Source organism: Mesorhizobium sp. M0060, assembly GCF_040323155.1.
Taxonomy (GTDB): Bacteria; Pseudomonadota; Alphaproteobacteria; order Rhizobiales; family Rhizobiaceae; genus Mesorhizobium.
In genome coordinates this window covers 1-22,476 of record NZ_JAMYUP010000067.1, presented here as the reverse complement: position 1 = coordinate 22,476, position 22,476 = coordinate 1, and the positions used below count along the sequence as shown (strand labels likewise).

Annotated in this window: 21 protein-coding genes and 3 pseudogenes; 15 read left to right on the top strand and 9 right to left on the bottom strand. The window is 59.3% G+C overall.

Features of this window, described 5'->3' with window-relative positions; all coding sequences use genetic code 11:
• Positions 1–384: 384 nt before the first annotated feature.
• From NKJ94_RS32115 to NKJ94_RS32100, 4 genes are all read left to right on the top strand, one after another.
• Positions 385–1,113: a LuxR family transcriptional regulator gene (locus NKJ94_RS32115; protein ID WP_352531148.1), complete on the top strand. Its 729-nt coding sequence runs from the start codon at positions 385–387 to the stop codon at positions 1,111–1,113.
• A gap of 91 nt (positions 1,114–1,204) precedes the next feature.
• Positions 1,205–1,831 carry an acyl-homoserine-lactone synthase gene (locus tag NKJ94_RS32110; protein ID WP_352531146.1) on the top strand — a complete coding sequence of 209 codons (627 nt, stop codon included), beginning with the start codon at positions 1,205–1,207 and terminating at the stop codon, positions 1,829–1,831.
• 34 nt (positions 1,832–1,865) lie between these two features.
• Positions 1,866–2,123, top strand: coding sequence for a transcriptional regulator domain-containing protein (locus NKJ94_RS32105; protein ID WP_352509661.1), 258 nt, complete (start codon positions 1,866–1,868; stop codon positions 2,121–2,123).
• Positions 2,124–2,400: 277 nt separating this feature from the next.
• Entirely contained in the window at positions 2,401–2,676 is a 276-nt protein-coding gene (locus tag NKJ94_RS32100) for a DNA -binding domain-containing protein (protein WP_352531169.1), read from the top strand.
• Positions 2,677–2,688: 12 nt separating this feature from the next.
• On the opposite strand, the gene NKJ94_RS32095 is transcribed toward NKJ94_RS32100, so the two are convergent.
• Entirely contained in the window at positions 2,689–3,012 is a 324-nt protein-coding gene (locus NKJ94_RS32095; RefSeq protein WP_352531144.1) for a DNA -binding domain-containing protein, read from the bottom strand.
• A gap of 71 nt (positions 3,013–3,083) precedes the next feature.
• Between NKJ94_RS32095 and NKJ94_RS32090 the strand changes: the two genes are divergently transcribed.
• From NKJ94_RS32090 to NKJ94_RS32080, 3 genes and pseudogenes are all read left to right on the top strand, one after another.
• Positions 3,084–3,317, top strand: a complete 234-nt coding sequence (locus tag NKJ94_RS32090) for a helix-turn-helix domain-containing protein (protein WP_352531142.1) — start codon at positions 3,084–3,086, stop codon at positions 3,315–3,317.
• Between the two features lie 182 nt (positions 3,318–3,499).
• A pseudogene (locus NKJ94_RS32085) lies at positions 3,500–3,715 on the top strand (helix-turn-helix domain-containing protein).
• Positions 3,716–4,161: 446 nt separating this feature from the next.
• Positions 4,162–4,359 (top strand): annotated as a pseudogene (locus NKJ94_RS32080) (ArdC-like ssDNA-binding domain-containing protein); the annotation flags it as partial.
• 371 nt (positions 4,360–4,730) lie between these two features.
• Here NKJ94_RS32080 and NKJ94_RS32075 read toward each other — a convergent pair.
• The gene (locus NKJ94_RS32075) at positions 4,731–5,411 is read right to left on the bottom strand and encodes an OmpW/AlkL family protein (RefSeq protein ID WP_352531168.1); all 681 of its coding nucleotides are present in this window, start codon (positions 5,409–5,411) and stop codon (positions 4,731–4,733) included.
• A gap of 227 nt (positions 5,412–5,638) precedes the next feature.
• Positions 5,639–5,887 (bottom strand): hypothetical protein, encoded by a 249-nt coding sequence (locus NKJ94_RS32070; protein WP_352531138.1) that lies wholly within the window; start codon positions 5,885–5,887, stop codon positions 5,639–5,641.
• 616 nt (positions 5,888–6,503) lie between these two features.
• On the opposite strand from NKJ94_RS32070, the gene NKJ94_RS32065 reads away from it, so the two are divergent.
• From NKJ94_RS32065 to NKJ94_RS32050, 4 genes are all read left to right on the top strand, one after another.
• A complete protein-coding gene (locus NKJ94_RS32065; RefSeq protein WP_352531136.1) occupies positions 6,504–6,767 on the top strand; it encodes a hypothetical protein in 264 nt (87 codons plus the stop codon).
• Positions 6,768–7,055: 288 nt separating this feature from the next.
• On the top strand, positions 7,056–8,318 hold the full coding sequence (locus tag NKJ94_RS32060) for a lysine N(6)-hydroxylase/L-ornithine N(5)-oxygenase family protein (RefSeq protein ID WP_352531134.1): 1,263 nt from the start codon (positions 7,056–7,058) through the stop codon (positions 8,316–8,318).
• A gap of 506 nt (positions 8,319–8,824) precedes the next feature.
• Entirely contained in the window at positions 8,825–9,604 is a 780-nt protein-coding gene (locus NKJ94_RS32055; RefSeq protein ID WP_352531132.1) for a phytanoyl-CoA dioxygenase family protein, read from the top strand.
• 134 nt (positions 9,605–9,738) lie between these two features.
• Positions 9,739–11,943, top strand: a complete 2,205-nt coding sequence (locus NKJ94_RS32050) for a class I tRNA ligase family protein (RefSeq protein WP_352531130.1) — start codon at positions 9,739–9,741, stop codon at positions 11,941–11,943.
• A gap of 836 nt (positions 11,944–12,779) precedes the next feature.
• On the opposite strand, the gene NKJ94_RS37670 is transcribed toward NKJ94_RS32050, so the two are convergent.
• A complete protein-coding gene (locus NKJ94_RS37670; RefSeq protein ID WP_502904233.1) occupies positions 12,780–13,115 on the bottom strand; it encodes an aldehyde dehydrogenase family protein in 336 nt (111 codons plus the stop codon).
• Positions 13,112–14,018 (bottom strand): annotated as a pseudogene (locus NKJ94_RS37665) (aldehyde dehydrogenase family protein). Before NKJ94_RS37665 ends, NKJ94_RS37670 begins: the two are co-directional and overlap by 4 nt.
• A 727-nt stretch (positions 14,019–14,745) precedes the next feature.
• Between NKJ94_RS37665 and NKJ94_RS32040 the strand changes: the two are divergent.
• Complete coding sequence (locus tag NKJ94_RS32040) at positions 14,746–15,360, top strand: GNAT family N-acetyltransferase (protein ID WP_352531128.1); 615 nt, start codon at positions 14,746–14,748, stop codon at positions 15,358–15,360.
• A gap of 751 nt (positions 15,361–16,111) precedes the next feature.
• Here the strand turns inward: NKJ94_RS32040 and NKJ94_RS32035 are convergent.
• The 3 genes from NKJ94_RS32035 to NKJ94_RS32025 form a co-directional block, all read right to left on the bottom strand.
• The gene (locus NKJ94_RS32035) at positions 16,112–16,477 is read right to left on the bottom strand and encodes a peptidase M16 family protein (RefSeq protein WP_352531126.1); all 366 of its coding nucleotides are present in this window, start codon (positions 16,475–16,477) and stop codon (positions 16,112–16,114) included.
• A gap of 2 nt (positions 16,478–16,479) precedes the next feature.
• The gene (locus tag NKJ94_RS32030) at positions 16,480–17,283 is read right to left on the bottom strand and encodes a M16 family metallopeptidase (RefSeq protein WP_352531124.1); all 804 of its coding nucleotides are present in this window, start codon (positions 17,281–17,283) and stop codon (positions 16,480–16,482) included.
• A 284-nt stretch (positions 17,284–17,567) separates the two neighbouring features.
• Positions 17,568–19,070, bottom strand: coding sequence for a M16 family metallopeptidase (locus NKJ94_RS32025; RefSeq protein WP_352531122.1), 1,503 nt, complete (start codon positions 19,068–19,070; stop codon positions 17,568–17,570).
• 677 nt (positions 19,071–19,747) lie between these two features.
• Here NKJ94_RS32025 and NKJ94_RS32020 point away from each other — a divergent pair.
• Together NKJ94_RS32020 and NKJ94_RS32015 are read left to right on the top strand one after the other, a co-directional pair.
• The gene (locus NKJ94_RS32020) at positions 19,748–20,248 is read left to right on the top strand and encodes a hypothetical protein (RefSeq protein WP_352531120.1); all 501 of its coding nucleotides are present in this window, start codon (positions 19,748–19,750) and stop codon (positions 20,246–20,248) included.
• Between the two features lie 291 nt (positions 20,249–20,539).
• Positions 20,540–20,752 carry a cold-shock protein gene (locus NKJ94_RS32015; protein WP_023679670.1) on the top strand — a complete coding sequence of 71 codons (213 nt, stop codon included), beginning with the start codon at positions 20,540–20,542 and terminating at the stop codon, positions 20,750–20,752.
• A 218-nt stretch (positions 20,753–20,970) separates the two neighbouring features.
• Here NKJ94_RS32015 and NKJ94_RS32010 read toward each other — a convergent pair whose 3' ends face one another.
• A complete protein-coding gene (locus NKJ94_RS32010) occupies positions 20,971–21,441 on the bottom strand; it encodes a Ros/MucR family transcriptional regulator (RefSeq protein ID WP_023679671.1) in 471 nt (156 codons plus the stop codon).
• A 612-nt stretch (positions 21,442–22,053) separates the two neighbouring features.
• On the opposite strand from NKJ94_RS32010, the gene NKJ94_RS32005 reads away from it, so the two are divergent.
• Positions 22,054–22,302, top strand: a complete 249-nt coding sequence (locus tag NKJ94_RS32005; RefSeq protein ID WP_352531118.1) for a DUF982 domain-containing protein — start codon at positions 22,054–22,056, stop codon at positions 22,300–22,302.
• The last annotated feature ends 174 nt before the right edge of the window (positions 22,303–22,476 follow it).

Sequence of the window (22,476 nt, the reverse complement as noted above, 5' to 3'; positions counted from 1 at the left end):
CCCGAAACACACAGTACCGCCTTCGCGTCCGAGACGGTGACGTAGGGCTGCTGCGACAATTGTAGAGGTAATGCTCTTGCAGACCACAGACTGCAATCTACCGTCAGGCTGAGCTCCTCCATGGAGACAGTCCCAGCAGCGCGCAAACAGACACCCGACAATGATGAAGTGTAAACCCAAGAGGACAACTGTCGCTAGCAGATGACGCTGGAATGAGGTCTCGGTGTCGATAAGAGCGCCGTCGAAGCACATGTCGCCCTCCCAAGGCGCACCGGCCCGGCACGGAGCTCAGTCTCCGGCCGGGCCTTCTACCCTGACTGGCTGCGCTTTGGCCGGCCCTTCTTGGCTCCTATGTGAGGAGCCAGAACTCACTGCAGTTTAGCTATGCAAGACGCTTTTCATAGATTTGTAGAGCAGATCGCAGACAGCGCTGACGCGACGGACCTGCGCAACGCTCTGGGCGAGATTGCCTCTTCGCTCGATTTGCCGTCTTTTGCCTACCTTTTCCCTTCGCCTGGCAAGGGCCGCAAGGTGCGCCTGATTTCCACCTACCCTCAATCGTGGACATCTCACTACCTTCACAGTCGGTATGAAAAGATTGACCCGGTTATCCATCAGGCGCGTGGTGGTCAGGAACCATTCAACTGGGATGCGCACGGCGCTGATCTCGAACTGTCGACGCAGCAGCGACAATTGATGGATGAGGCGACGCAATTCGGCATTCACTGCGGCTTCACGGTCCCGATCCATGACAGCACCGGTACGTTTGCAGCACTGACCTTCGCCTCGGATGAAAGGCGACCACTGTTCTTCCGCCTGATTAACCGATATGACCGCGTGCTGCAGCTCATCGCGATCTTCTTCCATCTTCATGCCTGTCGCAAGCTGGCCGACGGCAGGATCGTGGATGGCATTGCCCTATCGCGAAGGGAAATCGAGTGTCTGAAGTGGGCGGCTCGCGGAAAGACGGCGTGGGAGATCGGCCGCATCCTGGGAATCAGTCGGCACACCGCAGCCTATCATCGGGATAACGCCAGGAAGAAGCTTGGCGTGAAGACGGCTATTCAGGCAGCTGTTCGGCTTGCACTATCCCGGCCATCTCTCTTCACCTGATCTCCGAAACCTGGGCACATACACAGGTTGTATCAACTCCGGCCTTTGCCTTCAATCGCAGGTGTTATCCATGCGAGGGAGAAAGGCCATCATGATGCAGTTGATCACGCCGGATTGCTACGCTGAGTTCAGCGACGAGCTCGAGCAGATGCACCGCTTGCGGTATCGCGTCTTCAGGCATCGACTTGATTGGGACGTTTCGTTCAGCGGCGGCTATGAGGTCGATCCGTTCGACGCGCTTCGTCCCCACTACCTGTTGCTGCGTGCGCCCACCGGGCGCATCGACGGTTGCGTGCGCCTGTTGCCGACTACAGGACCGACGATGCTGCGCGACTGCTTCTTCGCTCTCCTTGCTGACCGTTCAGCGCCGGAAGATCCGCGGGTTTGGGAAAGCAGCCGTTTTGCGCTTGATTTGCCGCCTTCCGCGCCCAAACAGGCGGGCATCGCTATTGGCACCTACGAGCTGTTTGCCGGGATGGTCGAATTTGGTTTGTCACGCAGTCTGCGCAGCATTGTTACCGTAACTGATCTGCGCATAGAGCGGATCTTGCGTCGCGCCGGCTGGCCACTCGAACGGCTGTCCGATCCGCAAACAATAGGCAACACGCGCGCCGTTGCCGGATATCTCGACGTCTCAACAGAGAGCTTGGAAGCCCTCCATCGCAATGGCGGACTCGAGGGCCCGGTACTGTGGACACCGGTCGTGAAGATCGCCTGAGCCTGGAATCCAACCCTTTCTTGGAAACGATGCAATGGACGAAATAATACCTGGCCCTGCCTGGCCGGACAGGCAAGATGATGGTGACTATGGCTATGTCGAGCGGCTGACCAGCCGAGGCTGGGCCTGGGAATTCCTCAGGCGCAATCCGGACTTCCAGAACGATCTGGCGAACGCGCTGCGCCGTGCCGAGCGTACGAATGCCGGGGCCGTGGACATAATCAGCCTGCCGTCGAACACTGCCGATCTTTCGCGGTGGGGCCTTCTGTTTTGCAAGCTCGAAAGCAAATGATGCGAGCGTCTTCTGGTGCTCCCGCCAATGTCCGCAAGTTTTGCCCGTTGCTGCCGAAAGAGCGGCGCGGCCTGGCGGGATCGACGTGCTCGATCTCGCCGCGCGCTCCTGCCGCATCTCCATACTCGTTACGGGAGACGGGCATCAGCACGTCCTTGTCGAGGACAATGGCAGGAGCTTGCAGTTGGCTGCTTCAGGCGTCAGCCTCCTCGAACCTGTGCGATTGACTTCCTCCGTCTTCTGGCCGCCTGAGGAACTCAAGCAACGCCTGAACGGGATGGAATGTCTGAACGGCCTCCGGTCGACCGGAAGGCTGCAATCGGGATTCTTTCCGACCGAGCCCCGTCGCACGCGGTTGCGCCGAGTCTTGCGTGCGCTCGATGGCTCCATCGCTGGCGCGCCACACCGCGAGATCGGCCTCGCCCTCTTCGGTAGACTCCGCGTCGAGCGCGACTGGGCCGATCCCGGTGACCATCTTCGTGACAGCGTCCGCCGTGCAGTCAGACGCGGGCGCTCGCTTATGAACGGTGGGTATAAGCGGTTTCTTCTATAGCGATCGTCGCCATCAGGCCTCTTGGCCAGAAAACAGCTCTTTGTACCCCGCGATCACCAGCCAGTGGGCGCGCGCGAGATGGCTGCGAACCGCCTTTTGGGCGCGAGCTGGCTCTTGCACTGGATCGATGCCCAATATCGCCTGCGCCATCTCTTCTTCGCTGGCATTGCCGGCGCATGCGTCTAAGAGCTTCAAATATATCGTAAAGTGCTCATCGTCGTAAGCCGTCAGGCTCTCCGCCCATGGGACCTCGTCGGCAACAGCAGGTTTGAGCAATTTGTCTACCATTCCATGTCTCGCAGTAACCCGCGCCCGCGCAGATCTTTGACGGCACAATATCCTAAAATGGGATAATCCGAAACTGGGATTAGTCCATGAGCCGGTTCTTTCTTGGCCGGTTCGTCTGAATGCCGAAATCCCTTCGATCAGCTCGCCAGCGCCGGCTGCTACAACGGCTGATTGCGGCGCGCAAAACCAAAGGGGTCACCCAGACCCAGGTTGCTGATATGCTGGGCCGCCCACAATCCTTCGTGGCCAAGTACGAGGGTGGTGAACGTCGGCTGGACGTAATTGAGTTTCTCGACGTTACCGAGGCTCTCGATATCGATCCTTGCGAGCTTCTGACACAAATGCGTCGCTGACCTCTAGATGGCGTGCACTTTGTTTGGGTGTCAAAGTTCACGATTTACGTCCTTGAGTTCTCCGATCAGCGGGATTTGCCCTCGCTAAAGTGATGCCGTTTAGCCGCTCCCCTTTGTTGTCTCTGATTTTTGTAGAGAATCCTCCGTGGTGAAATCCTCGACGAGAGGGTGGCTTCTCGTGCATGGAAATCCGAGAGGTCTTTGCCCCGCAATCTGCGTAGGCAGCGCCAAAAAAGAAATTGTCGCAGGAAGCGCTGGCGCATGAGGCTGGTGTCGACCGAACAAATGTCAGCGCACTTGAGCGCTCGGTCAATGCCGCCAGCATTGATATGGTGGCAAAACTCGCCGGACTGCTCGGAATCGAGCCGGCCGATTTACTCAACCCTCATGCTGAATAGATCTGGAAGCAGGGACGAAACCGCGGTTGATGAGACTCGACCAGAAGGTTTCCAGCATTCATGCCTGCTGACAGGAGCGCCCGCGCGCCTGACGACGCGCACCAGGTGCTCGTGAACCGAGCCCGCTTTTCTTCGGCAAGCTCAGGCGGTCTCGGCCATTCGGCTTCGCCCCTTGGCGTGGGCAGCCCTTCGGGCTGTGACGGCCGTCGTCCTTGCGGGCGGCGCGGTTTGTCTGTTGGCCTTTCCCGGTGGCGCGGGGTGGGCGGCACTCCCTTCTAGGCCCGCCGCGGCATCCCGCAACCCTTCGCGTGCCGCTCAGGGTCCTCCTCTTCGTTCCGGTCCTTCGGATGCGGTCCGCCTACCACGGCGGGCCTTTCCGGTCGCGACTCGCCGCCCACCCCGCTTCCGGGGAAAGGCGCGGCGATTGGCGAGCGGAGGATGAGACGATGCATGCAAACAGCAAGCGTTCCGCCAGCGGAGAGGCTGGCGCAGGCAAGGGCGGGCGCCCCGGCGCCAGCCTTTATCAGGAGATCACCGACCGCATCATTGCCGAGCTGGAGCGCGGCACCGTGCCATGGGTCAAGCCATGGGGCAGGGCAAAGGCAGGCCTTGGCCTGCCGAGGAATGCGTCCTCTGGGCGCCAGCCACCGCTCCTGCAGCAAAAGAACAGCAGCTGTCGCAGCATGGCTGAACAAGGCATCTTGTCGGCGGCGAGGGAGCTCCGTGCTCGCCTTACGCAGGCGCATAGCTCTGACATGACGTCCGGGAGACTGATGCCGGGCAGTCCATCAACAATACCCAACAACTCATCCTGATCCGAAGCGCATCTAAGCACGTCCATTTCAGGCGTTAGTCGAGGCCGCATTGACCAGGGGTAACTTCTTGGTCCGCTGGAGGAGGGCGGCCGCCCGACAACGGCTTCTTCAAGTGTCGCCCGTGCAGGGACGACCGTAAAGGGCGCACGAGGCGCCCTTATTTCCGATGGGCTATCAGCAGCCGCCTTCACCTTTCGTTGTTAGAAGCGGTAGGTGACACCTGCGCCTATCAACCAGGGATCGAGCTTCGCCTTTCCCGTCAGCTTCGCGCCGTCGACCGTGACGTCGAAGTCTGGCTTGAGGAAAAGCTTCTTCACGTCGAAGTTGACGCCCCAGTGCTGATCCACCATGTAGTCGAATCCGACCTGCAGCGCGGTGCCGAACGTATTCTTAACCTTGAGAGCATCGGCACTGCCGGCACCCTGGTTATAGAAGATCGTGTAGTTCACGCCGGCGCCTAAATAGGGCTTGAACGCGCCTAAATCGGTAAAATGATACTGCAATGTGAGCGTGGGCGGCAGCAGCCAAACCTTGCCGATATTGCCCAGCCCGCCGATCGTACCTTGGCCCCCGATGTTTGCATAGGTGGTGCCGAGTATGAGCTCGGCGGCGATGTTGTCCGTGAAGAAATAGGAGATATCGAGTTCCGGCGTCACGGTGTTCGAATACGAAAGATCGGAGGCGGGCACTGCATTGACGTAGCCCGAATCCTCAGTGACGACCCCCAACGCACGCAGGCGGATCTGCCAAGGGCTTGGCGCTTCCGTGACCGAGGCTCCCGCCTGCGGGACGCTCGCCGCTTGCGCAAGGTCCGCCGCGACGGCCTGCTGTCCCATCACAATGAGGACAACGGCCGCTGTTACTCCCCGCGCCGCACGCATTTGGTTTCTCGCCATGGTATTCTCTCCTTGCTCTTCAGAAATGTGGACTGAATTACGAAAATCTTGCTCGAATTGCTTGGTATCGGCGGAGCGCTCATGCCCAGTTTGCTTCGCGGCTGCGACCGCATGTTCGGCGCGCATGATCATGGGATGATTTCTCCTCTTTCCGTGCCGCAGCGCGTTTTGCGGACTGCGCTGCAGGTGTCGTGCCAAATGAGAAAATCATTTCATAACAATGCGATCACCCTGATGGCGCTGTGTCTCATGTCCGACATCGTCGAAGATCCGACAACGAACGCAGCCGTGACCCCCTGATAGAACCTCCTGTGCCACTCGGTGGGCACTGTGGAATAAGCAGTGAAGCTCACCCGAAACTGCCCGAGCTTCGGATCGACATCGGCGACGGGGCCATCGATGACCACTACGTCGCCGGTGTCGGGCGCGGCACGGCCTGAAGACTCCGCGGCGGCGATCATCGAATAGCTGCGTTTACGATGGCTCCATCTTGGCCCACCGGTGGGCGCGCAAAAGGCTGCTTTGCGGCCTCATCCCTCCGCCTGGATTGAGTCGCAGGGACCGAATGGCCCACGTGCTTTTGGAACCGGCAGAGTGGCCATAACGCAATTGTCTTCCGGCTATCTTTACAGAGATTCGACAATCCAGTTGGTGAAGGTCCCATATCGCGCAAAGCATTGATGCGCTTAGGTCTGGGCATGCGCCCATCCGCAACCATCTCATCAAGAGCATCGATCCGATACCAACATAGAGAATTGCTTCCCCTGAGAGAGGCCTCGCGGCGGACATGAGATTGCGTCACTCTTCATGATCGCGGCCTCCGAGGATGTCGGGATCGAGCCAGTGCAACGGCACGATAGGGCGAAGGATCTGGCAGCTCTTGCAACTGCCGACCTCGATGGGAGAGGCACATCGCGATCTGTCCGGCAGAGACACAAGGTTCTGCACTGTCCGTTCATGAAGACGTCGTGCTGGTCTCCATAAGAGAAGTATTCTGGTGCAGAAAGTGCCCGATTAGCTATTCGGAAAAAGGCGACATCGACGTGCAAATCGAGCGCCGCCGTGAGGCGTCCCTCAATGTCGGATTTCGGACAGGATCGCAAATCCGCCAACGCATTGTTTAATAAGGTTTTCCTTCTCTGGCACGGCCCATGCACGGGATTCTGCGAACGCATCAGCAAGAGGTGGTCCATGATCATGCGCACCGAAAATGCCGTCGCTGCAGTGAAAACCGTGCTCTCGCCTGCCATCAAGCCGCCGAAAGGCCGGCGCGCCATGGTTGAGGCGGGCGATTGCGCCGGCTTCAAACACCTGAATGGGCTTGGAAAGCGTCTCGCGTGATGGCGACGCGGGCATCCAGACGGGCGGAAAGGACATACGTCGTTGCCCCACGTCGCCGGCATGACCCGTCAATTGTCACCGCGCTTGAATGCTGGGTCCACATTCGACGACCCGAACGCGCTGGACAAATTCTCGCAAACCCGGTCGGGACCGGGGCTCGAAAACGTCCGCGAGGGGGCCCAATGGCTATGGCCGATACTCGCCGCGAACAAGCCGCCTAGTGGGAAGACTCTATAGGAGGAAGCAGTGGAGTTATCTTGCGTTGGGGTCGGTGCTGGGCCGTCTAATTTGAGCCTTGCGTGTCAGATACACGAGCAAGTTGGGCAAGGGGCACTGTTCCTGGATCGGCAGGTCGACTTCCGCTGGCATCCAGGCATCGCATTCGATTCCTCGGAGCTCCAGGTCAGCCACTTCAAGGATCTGGTCACACTGGTGAATCCGCGATCAGCCTACACTTTCATAAACTTCCTGCACGAGAACGGGCGTTTGTACCACTTCCTGAACGCACAGTTCGAGGCTGTGTTCAGAGCTGAGTTTGAGCAGTACCTGAACTGGGCCTTCCACAGGAACCCACTTGTCCATGGCGGCGAGACCGTGCACGAAATCCGCTTTGACGGCGCGTTTCGGGTGCGGACCGATAACGCGGTTCTCGGCGCCAGAAACGTCGTGGTTGGCATTGGCAAGCAGGCGCAAATCCCGCCTCAGTTTCAGGGCTGGATTGGACGCAACCTGTTCCACTCATCTGTTTTACTGCACATCCACCCTGAGGTGCGGAGAAAGCATGTCTGCGTGGTCGGCGGAGGCCAGTCGGGAGCCGAGGTGATGTTGCATCTTGTCGGCCTGCCGAAAGAACGGCGGCCTGCCTCGATCACTTGGGTCTCGCAGCGCGAAAACTATCTGCCTCTGGACAACAGCCCGTTCACAAACGAGTTGTTCATGCCCTGCTTTTCGGATCGTTTCGCGGCGATGAGCGAGTCGCAACGCAAGCTGCTCCTGCGGCGTTTCGTGCTTGCCTCGGACGGCATTTCGGAAAGCACGTTGCGCGCGATCTATCAGGCGCTGTACCGCCACGCATTTGTCGAGCCAAACCGATCCGACATCACACTGCGGCCGGGCTGCACCGTCTCGCACTGCATCAACGCCGGCGCGGGTCACAGGCTGACCCTGCAGCACGGCATGGTCGAGGTCGAAGAAGTCACGGCTGACATCGTCATCCTGGCCACCGGTTACGAGAACGCGGTGCCAGATTTCTTGGAACCCATCGCGCACCGGCTAGAGCAGATCGACAATGAATTAGCTATTCGCGAGGATTTTTCGGTGAGCTGGGACGGACCGCGTGACAGACGCATCTTCGTACAAAACGCGAGCCTCGGGCAGCGCGGCCTGGCCGATCCGAACCTAAGCCTGCTGGCCTGGCGCGCGCGCCGCATCCTCGATAGCCTTCTTGGGCGCGCGCCATGCGCGAACCCCGAGCATCCTGGCTTTATCAGCCATACCTCGATCGAGAGCTGGCCCGCCCCCGCAGCCGAAGAAATGGGCAGCGGGATATGACTCGTAGACTTTTGATCATCGGCGGTGGCATCCTAGGAATGATGTCCACCTCCGCTGCGGCGAAGGCCGGAGGCTTCTCCGAAATCATCGTGGCCGAACAAGCCCTTGGACCAAGCGGCGCATCGCATTATTCTGGGGGCGTGCATTTCCCCTACGGTTGTCAAGACAGTACGAGGTCGCTCACTCGAAAGAGCGCCGTGGTCTTGGCGGCCATGGCTGGGTCGGCGGTCAGCGGATGGTGCCGGCCTTTGGCGATGCGTGTCGTGGCTGGACCGCGTGAAGCGATTGATCCGGCCCAGTTTACGGAACCCCTGGACCCGGCTGAGCCTGACATAGGCAGTCTCGCGCCGAGCTTCTGCGGACAATATCCGCCGGAGCGGAACGCACTTAGCATCGCCGTCCTACATGACGTGAGTCCGTCTCCGTGGACCCGCAACTTGACCAGCGCCCGACTGCCCTAATTGGGATGTCCGATCAACCAGTCTTTCCAACAGGAGGCTTTTCGCATGTTGACTGATGCACAAAGAGAAAAGTGGCAGAAAGACGGATACGTCAGGCTCGAAAGGTTCTTCGCTCCAGCGGCTCAGGAAGATATCTCTACTTTTGTCGAAGATATGTCACGCTGGGATGTCAGCGATGATAAATGGCTCATGTGGTTCGAGAAGACGACGGACAATCGAAAGATCATCTCCAAGATCGAGAATTTTCTCGACTTCCATGATCCATTGCGTCTTTTGCTCTTAGAAGATCAGCGCATAAAGTCAGCGGTCGAGGATTTGCTTGGCGAAGATTCGCGCAGGCTCAAGGAGTTGCTGATTTTCCACTACCCAGACAGCGGCGGCTATCTCCCGCATCAGGACATTTATCACATTCCACACAAACTCCCCGACCGGATGGTCCATGCGGTGGTTGCCATAGGCATCGACGACTCCGACCCGGAAAACGGCGGGCTTTTCTTCAGCCCAGGCAACCACAAGAAGGGGGTGTTTCCCATGGATGCCGGTGGGGTGATCGATCCTCAAGTCGCCGAAATGTTCTCCTGGGAACCCGTAGTATGGAAGGCTGGCGACATCTTCATCTTCGACGATTACGCACCGCACTACTCACGACCGAACAAAAGCAATCGTTCGCGGCGGACACTCTACTTGGTGTTCCAGCGTGCTTCAACCGGTGGACCGACCCGCGCTGAATATAACGTGCTTAAGCGCGCCCTTAACCCGCCCGAGGGCAAAGTGGCCGATCTCGACAAACTCAAGCCCCCAAATGGCATTTTCTATCGCGATTGAGCTCACGCAGCCAGGCGGAGGCATGCACACGAAACTGATCGACCGCTCAAAAATGCGCGGAGAGTATGGCGTTCTGATTTGCGGGCTCGCGGAGCATCGACCGCAGCCCGTTAAGACGCTTCGGCACCTGGATTGTGGAGGTGGTCGCAGGGCGGTCTTCTATGACGCCTACAGCCCGACTGGCGCCCCCCTCGTCGCCCGCCTGGCGGCCCAGAGCTGCATTATCCTGGCCGGGGCCGCCAACGGGTCGGGCCGTTTCTCTCCACGAATTGCACGGGAGGCTGTTGCGTTGGCAGCCGAAGATCCCACGGCTTCAACAGCTTAGGTTCGTTGTCATGCGCAAACACACGTTTTCTCGAACGGAGCTGTCGCGGGCGTTCGGTATCGACATGGCCACGCTCGGAACGGGAAGCGTCGGGACGGGTTTTTCGTTCGGTAGGCTGGCACCGGGCGCTACATCCGAGCCCCATCGGCACGACGAAATCGAGGCCTTCGTGGTCCTGTCTGGCGCGGGCAAGGTCACTACCGACCGTGGGGAAATCTCGGTCGAGGCGGGCGATGTCGTTCTGTTCCACCCTTTTGAAGCGCATGTGCTGCGCAACGACGGAAACGAAGACCTAGATTTCGTCGATGTCTACTGGCGAGACGGCGAGGCCGCCCTTGATGCCGCTGCAAAGACTGCGGCTCCACGCGGGCCGATCTTCGTCTTCTCCACGCCGCCAACGCCAAATGGCGATCTGCATCTGGGGCATCTTTCTGGCCCCTATTTCGGCGCCGACGTGTATACTCGTTTCCTGCGCATGAAAGGAGCCGAAGCATATCACCTCACTGGAAGCGATGACAACCAGAGCTACGTCACGACACGCGCCGATGCCGATCAATCGACGCCTGCAAACGTGGCGCGCTACTACGCCGACGAGATTCGCGCCACGCTTGCACTTCTCGATTGTGACGTCCACAGCTTCCAACCCACAATGGGCGATGACGGTTACGGCGAGTTTCAAGCCGCGTGTTTCCGCAGTCTTCTGAGCAGCACGGCGGTAGATCTGCGCCAGAGCCCTGCGCTTTTCGATGCTGTGACAGGCCACTATCTTTACGAGCCGGATGTTAGCGGCCTCTGCCCCGATTGCGGCGGCTCCGCCGGTGGCAACATCTGCGAGGAATGCGGCGCCCCAAACCTTTGCCACGACTTGGGTGCAGCCCGGTCACGGCAGTCTGCCGAGGCGCCGCTGGTCGGCTCCGTCCGCCGCCCGGAACTTGCCTTGGACCGATGCTACGACAATATCGACCGGCATCTAAGGGCGTCGGGCGTCCCGCTACGGATCTTGGATCTCTTCGCGCGCCTACGCCGACGCGGCAACTTTTCAGTGCCCATTACCCACCCCTCGGACTGGGGCCTGCCGGCCGAAGGGTTCCCGGGGCAAGTGATCTGGGTCTGGCCGGAAATGGCCTTCGGTTTTCTTTACAACATCCAGGCGCTCGGCCGCTTGCTGGGTCGCGACTGGAAGGCGGAGATGCCCGGCAACGACTGGCAGATTGTCCATTTCTTCGGCTTCGACAATTCGTTCTACCACGCGCTACTCTACCCCGCTCTTTACGCCGAGGTCTTCTCCCACTGGACGCCACGCATCCACTATCACGTCAACGAGTTCTACCTGCTCGACGGCAAGAAGTTCTCAACCAGCTGCCGCCATGCGGTCTGGGGCAAGGAGGTTCTGAGCCCAAAGACAGTCGACGTCGTGCGCCTCCATTTGGGCCTGACACGCCCGGAAGGTGAGCGGACGGATTTCACGCTGGACGCGCTGCGCCGCACGGAGAACGAGGTGTTCCAAGGGATTTGGCTGAACTGGCTTGATGCGTTGAACCAGGAAATCAAGCAGGATTTTGCCGGCCGTGTACCCGATGCAGGCGACTGGGGCCCGGTCGACCGCGCCTTCTTTGCTCGGATAGAGATCTATCGCGCGGCGATGGAGCGCGCCTATTCGGACGAAGGCTTCTCGGTCCGGCGCGCGGCCGCTCAGGTCTGCGATTTCGTGCGCGATTGCGTGATCTACCGTCGGGCGCGAGACTATGCGGCGGCGCGACGTTTCTATCCCGCCCGCAATCGGACTTCGCTAGCCCTTCAGACGACGGCCGCTGCGATCCTGGCACCGACACTCGCTCCGCTGATGCCCCGATTTGCCAGAACGCTGGCGCGAGGCATCGATGGCGTCTCAACCGAAACATGGCCCCGGTCCGTCCAGCGCCTTGCGCCCGGGACGCGCTTTGATCTCGGACCCGTGTTGGTGTTCTACGCCAAATCCGGCAATCCTCATCTCGATGAGGAGGAAGCACTATGAGCCCAAAGGTGCACCAGTGAGCTATCCCAGTCTCGACCGACCAGATCTGCGCGGCAATCAAAGCCGATGATGCCAAATATCGTTACTCGCTGTCACTGGCGACCGAAGCCGCTATCAGTTGGTAGAGATCAGATTGGCGGACCTGAACCAACGCATCGTCGACACCCTGGCCCGCGCCTTCGAGGACCGCTCGGCCGATCGCTTCCCAGCCCTTGCTGTTTCGTGCCGCAGATGCCGTGTGGGCTCGACTGCGCTGACCAATCTCTTCGGCATCGCGGGATTTCCGTCCTCCAGCCGGTCAAGACTGTCATGCGGTTCGAGGCGCTTGGTCAACCTGGCGCGCCCTGGATCGTGCGCCGATCACCGGAAATGTCGAATGCGAATGCCTGCCTGATGGTATCTTCGATTCTGTCCGAGCCTGTACTGGCGCGGCAGTCGGCCGAAGAACAACTGAGCTACTGACAATCGGAAGGTAGCAGGTTCAAAATTCTGCCCCAGAAACCGGATATTGCGCACAACCAGCGTTCACGATCGCGATGGTGCACAAGCTTCCAACCAGACCCGCGCAAAAGACAGCCCGTCGCCTGAAGATAGTCGGCCAGGGCCGCCAAATCCCTCGCAAGCGTATCCTCCGTCACTTGCACGCCGTCTTCGCCGACAATGAAGACGCTTGTCTCGTCGAGAGATAAGTCCAGCCAGGGTGCTCCTTCAGGATTGCGTGTTTGCTCGGGTACGGAGCCGCCCCTCAGTTCCCAATCGAGGTGCGATCCTACAATTCACATATTTGGAGATCGCTCGCTAGGTTACCCGGTCTGTGAACCCTGCAAGCCGAAGATTCAGATGCCGCCCATGCAGAGATATTTCATTTCGAGGTAGTCCTCGAGGCCATGGCGGGATCCCTCCCGCCCGATGCCGGACTGTTTTATCCCACCGAACGGCGCCGCTTCTGAAGACATCCGGCCGGTATTTACGCCGACCATTCCATATTCCAAGGCCTCGGCCACACGCCAGACACGCTTCAGGTTGGAGGCATAAAAGTAGGCCGCGAGGCCGTAGATCGTGTCGTTGGCCTCACGCACGACCTGATCCGCATCTTTGAAGCGAATAATCGGTGCCAGCGGCCCAAATGTCTCTTCTTGCGCGACGGTCATCTCGCTGGAGACACCGGTCAGGACTGTCGGTTGGAAAAACGTGCCATTCGTGCCGATGCGTTTGCGCCGCCTTTGGCGACGGCATCGGCAATATGGGATTCGATCTTGGCCAAAGCGTGCTTGTCGATGACCGGTCCGATGTCCACTCCGGGAGCGAAACCGTCACCAACTTGAAGTTGGCGAGCCCGTTCCACGAATTCTCGACGAACTCATCGTGAACGCCCGACTGGACGTAAAGGCGGTTCGCCGAAACGCAGGTCGGGCCGGCATTGCGGAACTTCGCCTGGATCGCACCGTCAACCGCGGCATCGATATCGGCATCATCGAAGACGATGAAAGGTGCATTCCGCCGAGCGCAAGGCTGACTTTTTTGATCTGGTCCGAGCACTGGCGCATGAGAAGGCGCCCGATCTCAGTCGACCCGGTGAAGCTGATCTTGCGGACCTTGGGATTGGTACAAAGTTCGCGGCCGACCGCGTCACCTTCGGACGCATAGATCAGGTTGACGACGCCTTCGGGAAAGCCAGCCTGATGGGCGAGGGCGAACGTTGCTCCCGCCACGAGCGGCGTCTGTTCAGCGGGCTTGAGGACGATCGTGCAGCCCGCCGCCAAGGCTGGCGAGATTTTGCACGCCACCATCGAGGCGGGAAATTCCATGGCGTGATCGTGCCAACAACGCCGATCCGTTGCTTGCTCACCAGCATGCGGCGGTCCGTCGATTGTGCGGAGATCGTCTCGCCATAGATGCGATTGGCCTCTTCGGCGTACCATTGCAGATAACGCAACCGCATGCGACACCTCCGACTTGGCTTCGGCAATCGGCTTGCCCATCTCCGCAGTGAGAATCGCCGCGAGGTCGTCGGCGTGGTCGACGATCAGCTGATGCCAGCGCCAGAGCATGTCGCTGCGCTCCCGGGCGGTCAAAGCCGCCCATTCCGCTTGCGCAATATAGGCCTTGTCGATCGCCGCGCCTCTCCTCCACGCCAAAGTCGGGAAGTTCTGCCAGCAATTCGCCGGTCGAGGGGTTAACGACCTCGAATGTCCGCTCGCCGATAGTGGGGCCAAGTGCCGGCAGGCGATCAATGGGTCCAAACAGGTCGGGGGATCTCAGGTGACGGATCATCGGCAGGCACAGGGGCAATAGGATCCGGACGGTCTATTGGTGGATGCGGATGTATTGCGCACGTGCGGCTTTCGCATAGGACCTCGGACGGACGGGGGGTAGACCACGTTACTAGTTGGAAAGGGAAAGTTACTTTGCATTCTCTAGAGGTGGCGCATGTTCAGGCGCTTCGTGTGGACCTACGCGCCAACGTGCTGGCGATCTAGTGCCAGCGCGAGCTGAACCGCGTCGCCGGTCAGCTCTCGAAAGAACTCTGCTTGCCTATGGGCCAACATCAAGGGTGTGATTCTCGACTTCTCGCGCCCAGGCAAGGCCTGCAACCTCCTTGGGTGACTTCAGCACATCATCAGCGTGCAATGGCCGCCCGTCTCAGCGAATTTAAAGAACCTTCAGCATCCCGGAAACCAGATTATTGCAGAGATTTCCTAGAACTTTAACCCAACAAACGCGCATTCTAGGAGATCATAGTCCCATGTTTGTTGTGGGCGCCGCTCAATTGTCAGTGCCGGCTCAGAAAGGAATCTTCTGATGCACATCCTAGAAACGCCGCGCCTAATCCTAAGGCCGCCGTCGCAGAGCGACCAGCTTCTTCTACACGGACTTCATAGCGATCCGTTCGTGGTGAACGCCATCAGAGATGGGCTCTATCCGACGATAGAACAGTCGAAAGCTGCACTGGTTCAGTTCATCAATCATTGGCAGCACAATCGTTTCGGCTTATGGATGGTGTTCGTCAAAGATGAAGGCCAAGCCAGGAAATTCGCTGGCTATTGTGGATTGATGTGCATCGGCACGTATCTGTCCGAAGATCCGAATTATGTGTCCGCAGATCCGAATAACGTGGAAATCATAACCTGCCTCCACCTTGCGGCCTCCGGAAAAGGGATCGGGGTCGAGGCCGGAAGGGCAGTGGTCCAATTTGCTTTCGATTATTTAAAGGTTGAAAAAGTGATTGGATTCATCCGCCAAAAGAATACGCGTTCGCTTATAAAGAATCTAAAGATCGGTTTGTTCTATGTCGGAGACACAATTGGTGAGAAAGGAACTAGGCGACGGTTTGAGGTTTCTCCAATGACGGCCGTAAAAGCAGATGGCTTACTTGTTTATGACTACAACGATCAAGACGGTATTGGATGTCATTAGTGCTGCCACCAAACCGCATTGTTCGGGGCGCTATAACCCTCGATGAACTTGGCACAATTGTTGACACTCAACGGCCGAGGGCAAGCCGTCGCGCAGTACAGCTGATGGATAGAACTGCGATTCATTCCGATGCAGCATCTGGTCTTCAACCGAGGCATGACGCGATTGACGCGGACGGGCATTATCGACATGCCTCAAATTCGATCCTCGGTTGAGGGCGGACTACGGCCCCTTGAAATCGAAATATGCTGCAGCCGAAATGGTGGGGAAGAATCGCGAAGGTAATAGAATACGGCCGTTAGATCGTGTGAGCAATGCGGAAAACGTGCGCACGAAAACATAAAATACATAACAGCCTCTCATGACGGGAAGATGTTACCTGCAAAATTATTCCCCTGCTAAGTGCCATGCGAGCGCATGAAGTGAAGGAGAGGGCGGTCTATGACGAGTGTGTTTCATCGCCTTCCCAGGCGCAAATTTCCGATCGCCATGCAGGGTGACCACTGAAAGACGCCATCCTGATCGCCGCCTACTCGATGGCTCGCGGTTCTCACTAAACCTAGGCTGAACAATCGTTCGTCGGCTTCGCCACGCACACCGGTGCATGCTGGTGGCCTGCGCCTACAACGATCGGCGTCCTCTATCCACTCGAAGAGAGGCTGGCCTGACGAGGAGCGCGCCACATTAATCGGCCGCCCGAACCGACGAATGCCTCGCAAGGCCCGCGAAAACCGCTCCTAACAGATCCCGTTTACCCCACGGAACCGATTTCGTCCCCGGCGTCACAAGGGGAGAAGGAAGGTCGAAATGGGGTCCTGGGCTTATCCTTTGCCCCCAGCGGCGGGCCGACGACCATAATGGCTGGCTCGGCCGAAAGCAGCTTCTTCGCCGCTGCCTTGACCTGGTCGAGCGTCACCTCATCGATGAGGGCGGCGCGGCGCTGGATGTAGCCGAGGCCGAGATTGTCGAGCTGCAAATCGACCAGCGTGGCTGCAATCGAGCTGGAGGAATCCAGATGTTTGATGGCATAGACGCCGATCAGATATTTCTTGCTCGCCTCGAGCTCGGCCTCCGTCGGCCCCTTCTCCGCCATATCCTTCACCACCTGACGCACCATGCTCAGGGTCTTGGCGGCGCGGTCCGAGCGTGTCGCTGTCGTAACCAGCAGCGCATGAGAATGCTGGTTATATCGACCAGATAAGAGCGGACGCCATAGGCAAGGCCGCGCTTTTCCCGCACCTCATCAAACAGCCGCGAGGTGAAGGCGCTGCCACCGAGAATCTCGTTCATCAGCTCCGCGGGGAAGAAGTCCGGCGCACTCCGCTTGAAGCCTCGAAAAGCCAATCGCAGCGAGGTCTGCGGAAGATCGTAGTTCACCTCCACCTGCTGTCCGAGTTTTGCAGAGACATCGGCAACGGGGGAAAGCGTCTGCTTCTCGCGCAAATCGCCGAACAGCTGGTCGAGCTTGTCGCTTACCGTCTTGGCGTCGATGTGGCCAACCACTGCAACATGGAGCCCGTCGGGAGCAAAAGTCGCCTGGTGGAAGGCGCCGAGATCGGCCGGCGTTATCCCGGCGAGGCTCACTTTGGTACCTTCGTCCGGCCTCGAATAAAGGTGCGTGCCGTAGATCGCGCGCCGCCATTTGCGCTGGGCGATCGTCTCGGGGTCGCCCTCATTGGCGATGATGCCGCAGAAAATCTGGGCGCGGATGCGGTCGACCGCCTCCTGGTCGAAGCGCGGCCTGTTGACCGCGAGCCTTAGCAGATCGATAGCAGCATTCTGTTGTTCGGAAACCATGCGCATCGACCCATTGATGCCGTCGCGTTGCGCGCCGAAGCTCATCTCGACGCCGTCATTGTCGAGCTTGACCTGGAAGGCGTCGCTGTCGAGATCGCCCGCGCCCTCGTCGAACAGGCCGGTCATTAAATCGGTGAGGCCTTCCTTGCCGGCCCGGGTCCTGCGCGGTGCCGCCGTCGAAGACGAAGCGGATGGCGATGATCGGCACCGTATGATCCTCGACCAGCCAGGCGGTGATGCCCTTTGCCGATTTGACTTCCTGGATATTCATTGCGCGGGCGGCGAGCGCCGGCAAGATGAGAAGAGGATGGAGAGGAACAGGGTGGCGAAGGCGCGCCAGGTCTTCCCTTCTCCCACAAGGGGTGAAGGGAAGACCGGCCGGCGCATTTGCATGGGGATGGAGCTCATGATCAATTCCCCGCCTGTTGCTGCGGCAAAAGATAGCCTGTCGTCGAATGGTCGAGCACCAGATAACGCGCGGCGACCGCCTTGACCTCGTCGGTGGTCACCTTGCGGACGCGGTCCGGCCTCTCGAGCACGTCCTTCACATTGCCACCGGTGGTGAGCGTCTTGCCATAAATGTTGGCGATGTGGTCCAGATCGTCGTGCGCAAAAATCACCGAGCCGATATAGCGGTCTTTGGCCTTGTCCAGCTCGTCGCTGGTGACGCCATCCTTGGCGATCCGGGCGACTTCGGCAACGGCTGCCGCTTCGAGATCGACGAGCTTTGCATCGCCGCGCGGCGAGCCGGAGATCGTGAAATTGGTGTCGTCTAGCATGGTGCCCTGGAAGAAGGCGCCGGCAGCCGAGGCTATGCCTTGCTTGACGACAAGCTCCTGATAGAGCCGGCTGCGGTTGCCGCCGCCGAGGATCTCGGCCAGCAGGTCGAGCGCCTCGGCCTCGCCGGGCCCTGCCGTATGATAGGACGGCACCACCCATTGAGTGGAAAACCTCGGCACCGAAACGCGCGCATCGGTCAGCGTCACTGTGCGCCTGGTGTTCTGCTTCGGCTCGACCGGGCGGTTGCGCGGGGGCAGGTCCGGCCCGCGCACAACCTTGCCATAGGTCTTCTCGGCCAGCGCCTTCACCGTCTCAGGCTCTACGTCGCCGGCCACCACCAGCACGGCGTTGTTCGGTCGGTAGTATTTGTTGTAGATGGTGAATGCGTCGGTGCCGTTCAGCTTCTCCATCTCCTGCACCCAGCCGATGACCGGAATGCGGTAGGGCTGGTTCTGCCGCAACGTCGCGTTGACCTCCTCGTCCAGCAGAGCCTGCGGGTTCGTCTCTCTGCGCCAACGGCGCTCCTCCAGGATGACGTCGCGCTCGGTCTTGATATCATCGTCGTTGAGGATGAGGTTGAACATGCGATCGGCCTCGAAGCCCATCATCTCACCCAACGCCGAGGGCGCCACTGTCTCGAGGAAGGTGGTGTAGTCATAGGCGGTGAAGGCGATATTGTAGCCGCCGATGGCTGAGACGGCTCGGTCGAACTCGCCGGCGGCGTGGTTGGTCGTCGCCTTGAACATCAGACGCTCGAGGAAATGGGCAAGGCCGGATTTGCCGGGTGGCTCGTCGGCGCTGCCGATCTTGTACCAGACCATATGAGTGACGAGCGGCGCGCGGTGATCGGGGATGACGACCACTTCCATGCCGTTGTCGAGCAGGAAATCCGTCACCTTGCCGCCGGCGGTGGCGGCCAGAGCCGGAGCGGTCGTCACCAGGGCCAGCGCGGTGGCAATGAACGCGTTGCGCAGCCAGGCGGACGATCGATGGCTCCCGTCGTGGTGGCTGGTCGAAAGGCAAGGCTCGAGGCAAAGTGATTTGTTCCTCGTTTTGATGAAGGCACTGCGTCCCCGTCTCCCCGCGTGGGAGGATCGGCGGGCAGCGCCGAGGCAGATGAATAAGCTCTTCATGGTGCCAGGCCTGACTCGAGCCTCATCTTTGGATGGACCCAGGAGACCTGCGGCAGTATTTCTTGGTGAGGTGATCATGGGACGGATTCTCCTTGGTCCGCGACGCCTTGCGGATGACCAAAGCATGCACCGTGCCAGATCAGAAAACCGTTCGAGGCAGTGGACTAATCGGCCTCTGCCATGCTGCGCATCCGACATTGTCGGACATCGGACAGGGCCGAACGCGACGCGCGCGCGGCTGAGAATATCTTCTTCGGTCGGAAGACGATTGGGCGCGCTGCCGGGGAGGGGTATAGGATGCATTTCGAATGGCCGCTGCACTGACGGTGAGAATGGAGATGTTGGTCCCCCCAGCGGAACCCTGTCCTCGACAGCCAGACCGGGTCGATGCTGAAGGGCAGAGGCGTGAGCAGCCCAGCCAACTCGAGCGCGGAGCCTGCTCGCACGCTAGGACGGATCTGATCCAAAAATCGGCGAGTTGGGCGATATCGGCCAGGCGCTGGAAAACGACATCGTAGGACTCGGGCGGGAAAAAACGATGCGGTTGCGCGCTTCTGGCGTAATGCGCCTGCCGCGAGGCCGTTCAGCCTGATGAGTTGCTGCGGGAAAGGGGAGTGTTTGCGCGGGACCTTGGTCAAACGTAAGAAACAACCGTCGAGCTCGCCGTGGATGGGGGCATGCAGGCACGTTTGTCGCTGGAGGACAGCAGCACGGAAGCTGTCCGCGCTTGCCGTCGTCGCTGGGTACCAAACAGGAGAATTGGCGAATTCATCTGCGTAAATACCGCTTGGCTGTGCTCGGTTGCCGGCGAACAGATTTTGCCTTCTTTGCGGCTGCAAACGCATCGCTGGCGGCGTGGTCCCTTAGGTCAAGAGCATCGGATGAGTAACAGCCTGATCCTGCTCAATCTGATGCGGGCCAACCGCCTCGCGGGATTGTGGAACCGCTCGCGGGTAGCTTCTACCACAAACAGCAAGGTCATGAGATCAAGTAGGAAGTCGTCGATCGCTTGGGCGATTGTTTCTGACTTGCCCTTGAACTGGTCCAGCAGAACGCGCGCGTTATCGATCGCTTCCACGCTGGTGGCATCGATCAACCCCTCGACCCTCTTGAAACAATCCAATTCGCAACTCCTTCAAGCGCTTGCCAAGCCGTTATGCACGAAGGTAGCTCCGTGAACTACCCGGCCTTTGACCTGGCGGCACGAGCAGCGGTCGGCCTTACGTCCCGTGCCTCCAAGCACCAGCCATGGACGTGGCGCTGAGGAGCGTTGGAAGGATCGGGCGCTTCCGGCCATGCTCGAAGCGGTAGTGTAGGACAGTGCTTGCTGGCGACTACGGCCAAAATGGAGTGCGCCAGCTGATCGGGGCTTAACAATTTTTCGCTTTTTGCTGCGCCCAAGTCTCGGCTATGAGTCGGGCAGGCCTAATGGCCTGCCCACGTTGCAATTGTTAAGGAGGAACACGTATATGCCTACTGGAACGGTAAAGTGGTTCAACAGCACCAAGGGGTTTGGATTTATCCAGCCCGACAATGGCGGTCCGGATGTTTTCGTCCACATTTCCGCTGTCGAACGCGCGGGCCTCTCGACCCTCGCTGACGGCCAGAAGATCAACTATGAGATCGAGCAGGATCGCCGCACCGGCAAATCCTCCGCTGGCAGCCTCAGCAAAGCTGGTTGAAATTTTCTCCTGCGTCCTGGCAAGAGTGGGCGCGTAGGTCCGGAGGTCCTCACGGCCGCTCGATAGGAGCGAGCAAAACTGAGGGCAGCAGATTGCTGCAGGCGTCGCGAATTCCTCATGAAACAAAAAAGGAAGGCGGGGTTGGCCCCGCCTTTTTATATGACGCGCAGATTAAGCCGATGGCTGCAACGCTCCAGAACGAATCTCGATTGCCGAAATCAAGCCGCGACCTTCTTGCGGGTTCGCTTCGTCGGCGCCGGCTCCGGCGCTTCCGGCGCTTTCGGTTTGCGGCCGAGCCCCATTGTCTTGGCCAATGACGAGCGCGCCGCGGCGTAGTTCGGCGCGACCATGGGATAATCCGCCGGTAGGCCCCATTTGGCCCGATATCCATCCGGCGTCAGCCCATAGTGGGTCGACAGATGGCGCTTTAGCGATTTGAATTTCTTCCCGTCTTCAAGGGAGATGATGTAGTCCGGTGTCACCGACTTCCTGATCGGGACTGCAGGCGTAAGGGCAACCGGCTCTTTTGCAGAGACACCTTCCGCCGTCCCTTTCAGAGCCGCGTGCACTTGGCCGATGAGGGCAGGGAGATCCCCCACCGGGATCGGATTGTTGGAGACATAGGCTGAGACGACATCGGCCGTGAGCTCGATGAGGGTGTCGATGTTTTTTTCGGCTTCTTCTGTCATGAAACTCTCCAGGCGGCGTGAAACACAGTCGGCGAAGCGTCGCTTCATAGTGGCGGTCGCCGCTGAAAGCAACCAAGGTCTCGACAGGATTATTGCGATGCTCGTCCAGCAGCGAGATCTATAGCGCGGTATCGCGCCGTCATGACCGTTGATGCGTTCCGTTGTTGGCGACCTGCCGCGGTGCTTGCGCATTTTCAGGCGCGTCTCGGCCGTAAGCTTTGCGCCAGACGACCAGTAATCTCGAAACGAAGCGGGCTGTTTCTGTTCGCCATCCTCTCTTTGGCTGTGAAGTCGGTGGCAGAGCAGTGGCCGCTTCCTGGTGGCGCGTGGAGGAACTATCAAGCGTTGATTCGCAATGGTCGAAACGATGTAGATTCATCCGGTGAGCCGCTCTCGCAGCAGGATGTTAGGGATTGGCCCGCTGGTAAACCGAGGACATCACGCCGCTGCTTTGCTATTGAACCGCTATCGCTGTGACAACACATTCCGCAATGGTGGGCGGGTGTAGAGGAGGCGCCTGTTCACGCAAACTAGCGGTTCAGCAGGTCGGGAGGGACGAATGAGCTCAGGAACTTTCAGCAGCCCACTTTCGTAAGGCGTGCAGCGCACATCGTGCAAGAGATTGCCCGTCCTGCGGATGCTATCGATTTTCTCAACGAATGGCCAGAAGATCGCAGAGACCGGATCCACGAAGCCGCCCTCAGGGCGTGCTTTGATGCATACAACGGACGAAAACCTGCGAGCGCAGCGCGCAAGAGTTTTTTCCGCTTTGCGAAACAGGTCGTCATATTGGAAGATGCAGCCTCCGCGATGCAATGGTTCGCTGCCTGCATGTCGGACAGTGGAAAAGCGCAAGTATAGGCGTCGCAGTCGTGTGTGAGGCTGGAGCAGGTACGCCGACGAGGTTATTGTATCCAGATTTCGCCGGCATGTAGCAGGCTTCTCTGATTGGGGTCGGTGAGGTCAAGCGTTTCCTGTCTTTTTTCCGGACCATGTCGCCCCGCGGGTCACTCGCTTCTCTTCGCGGTCGGCGCG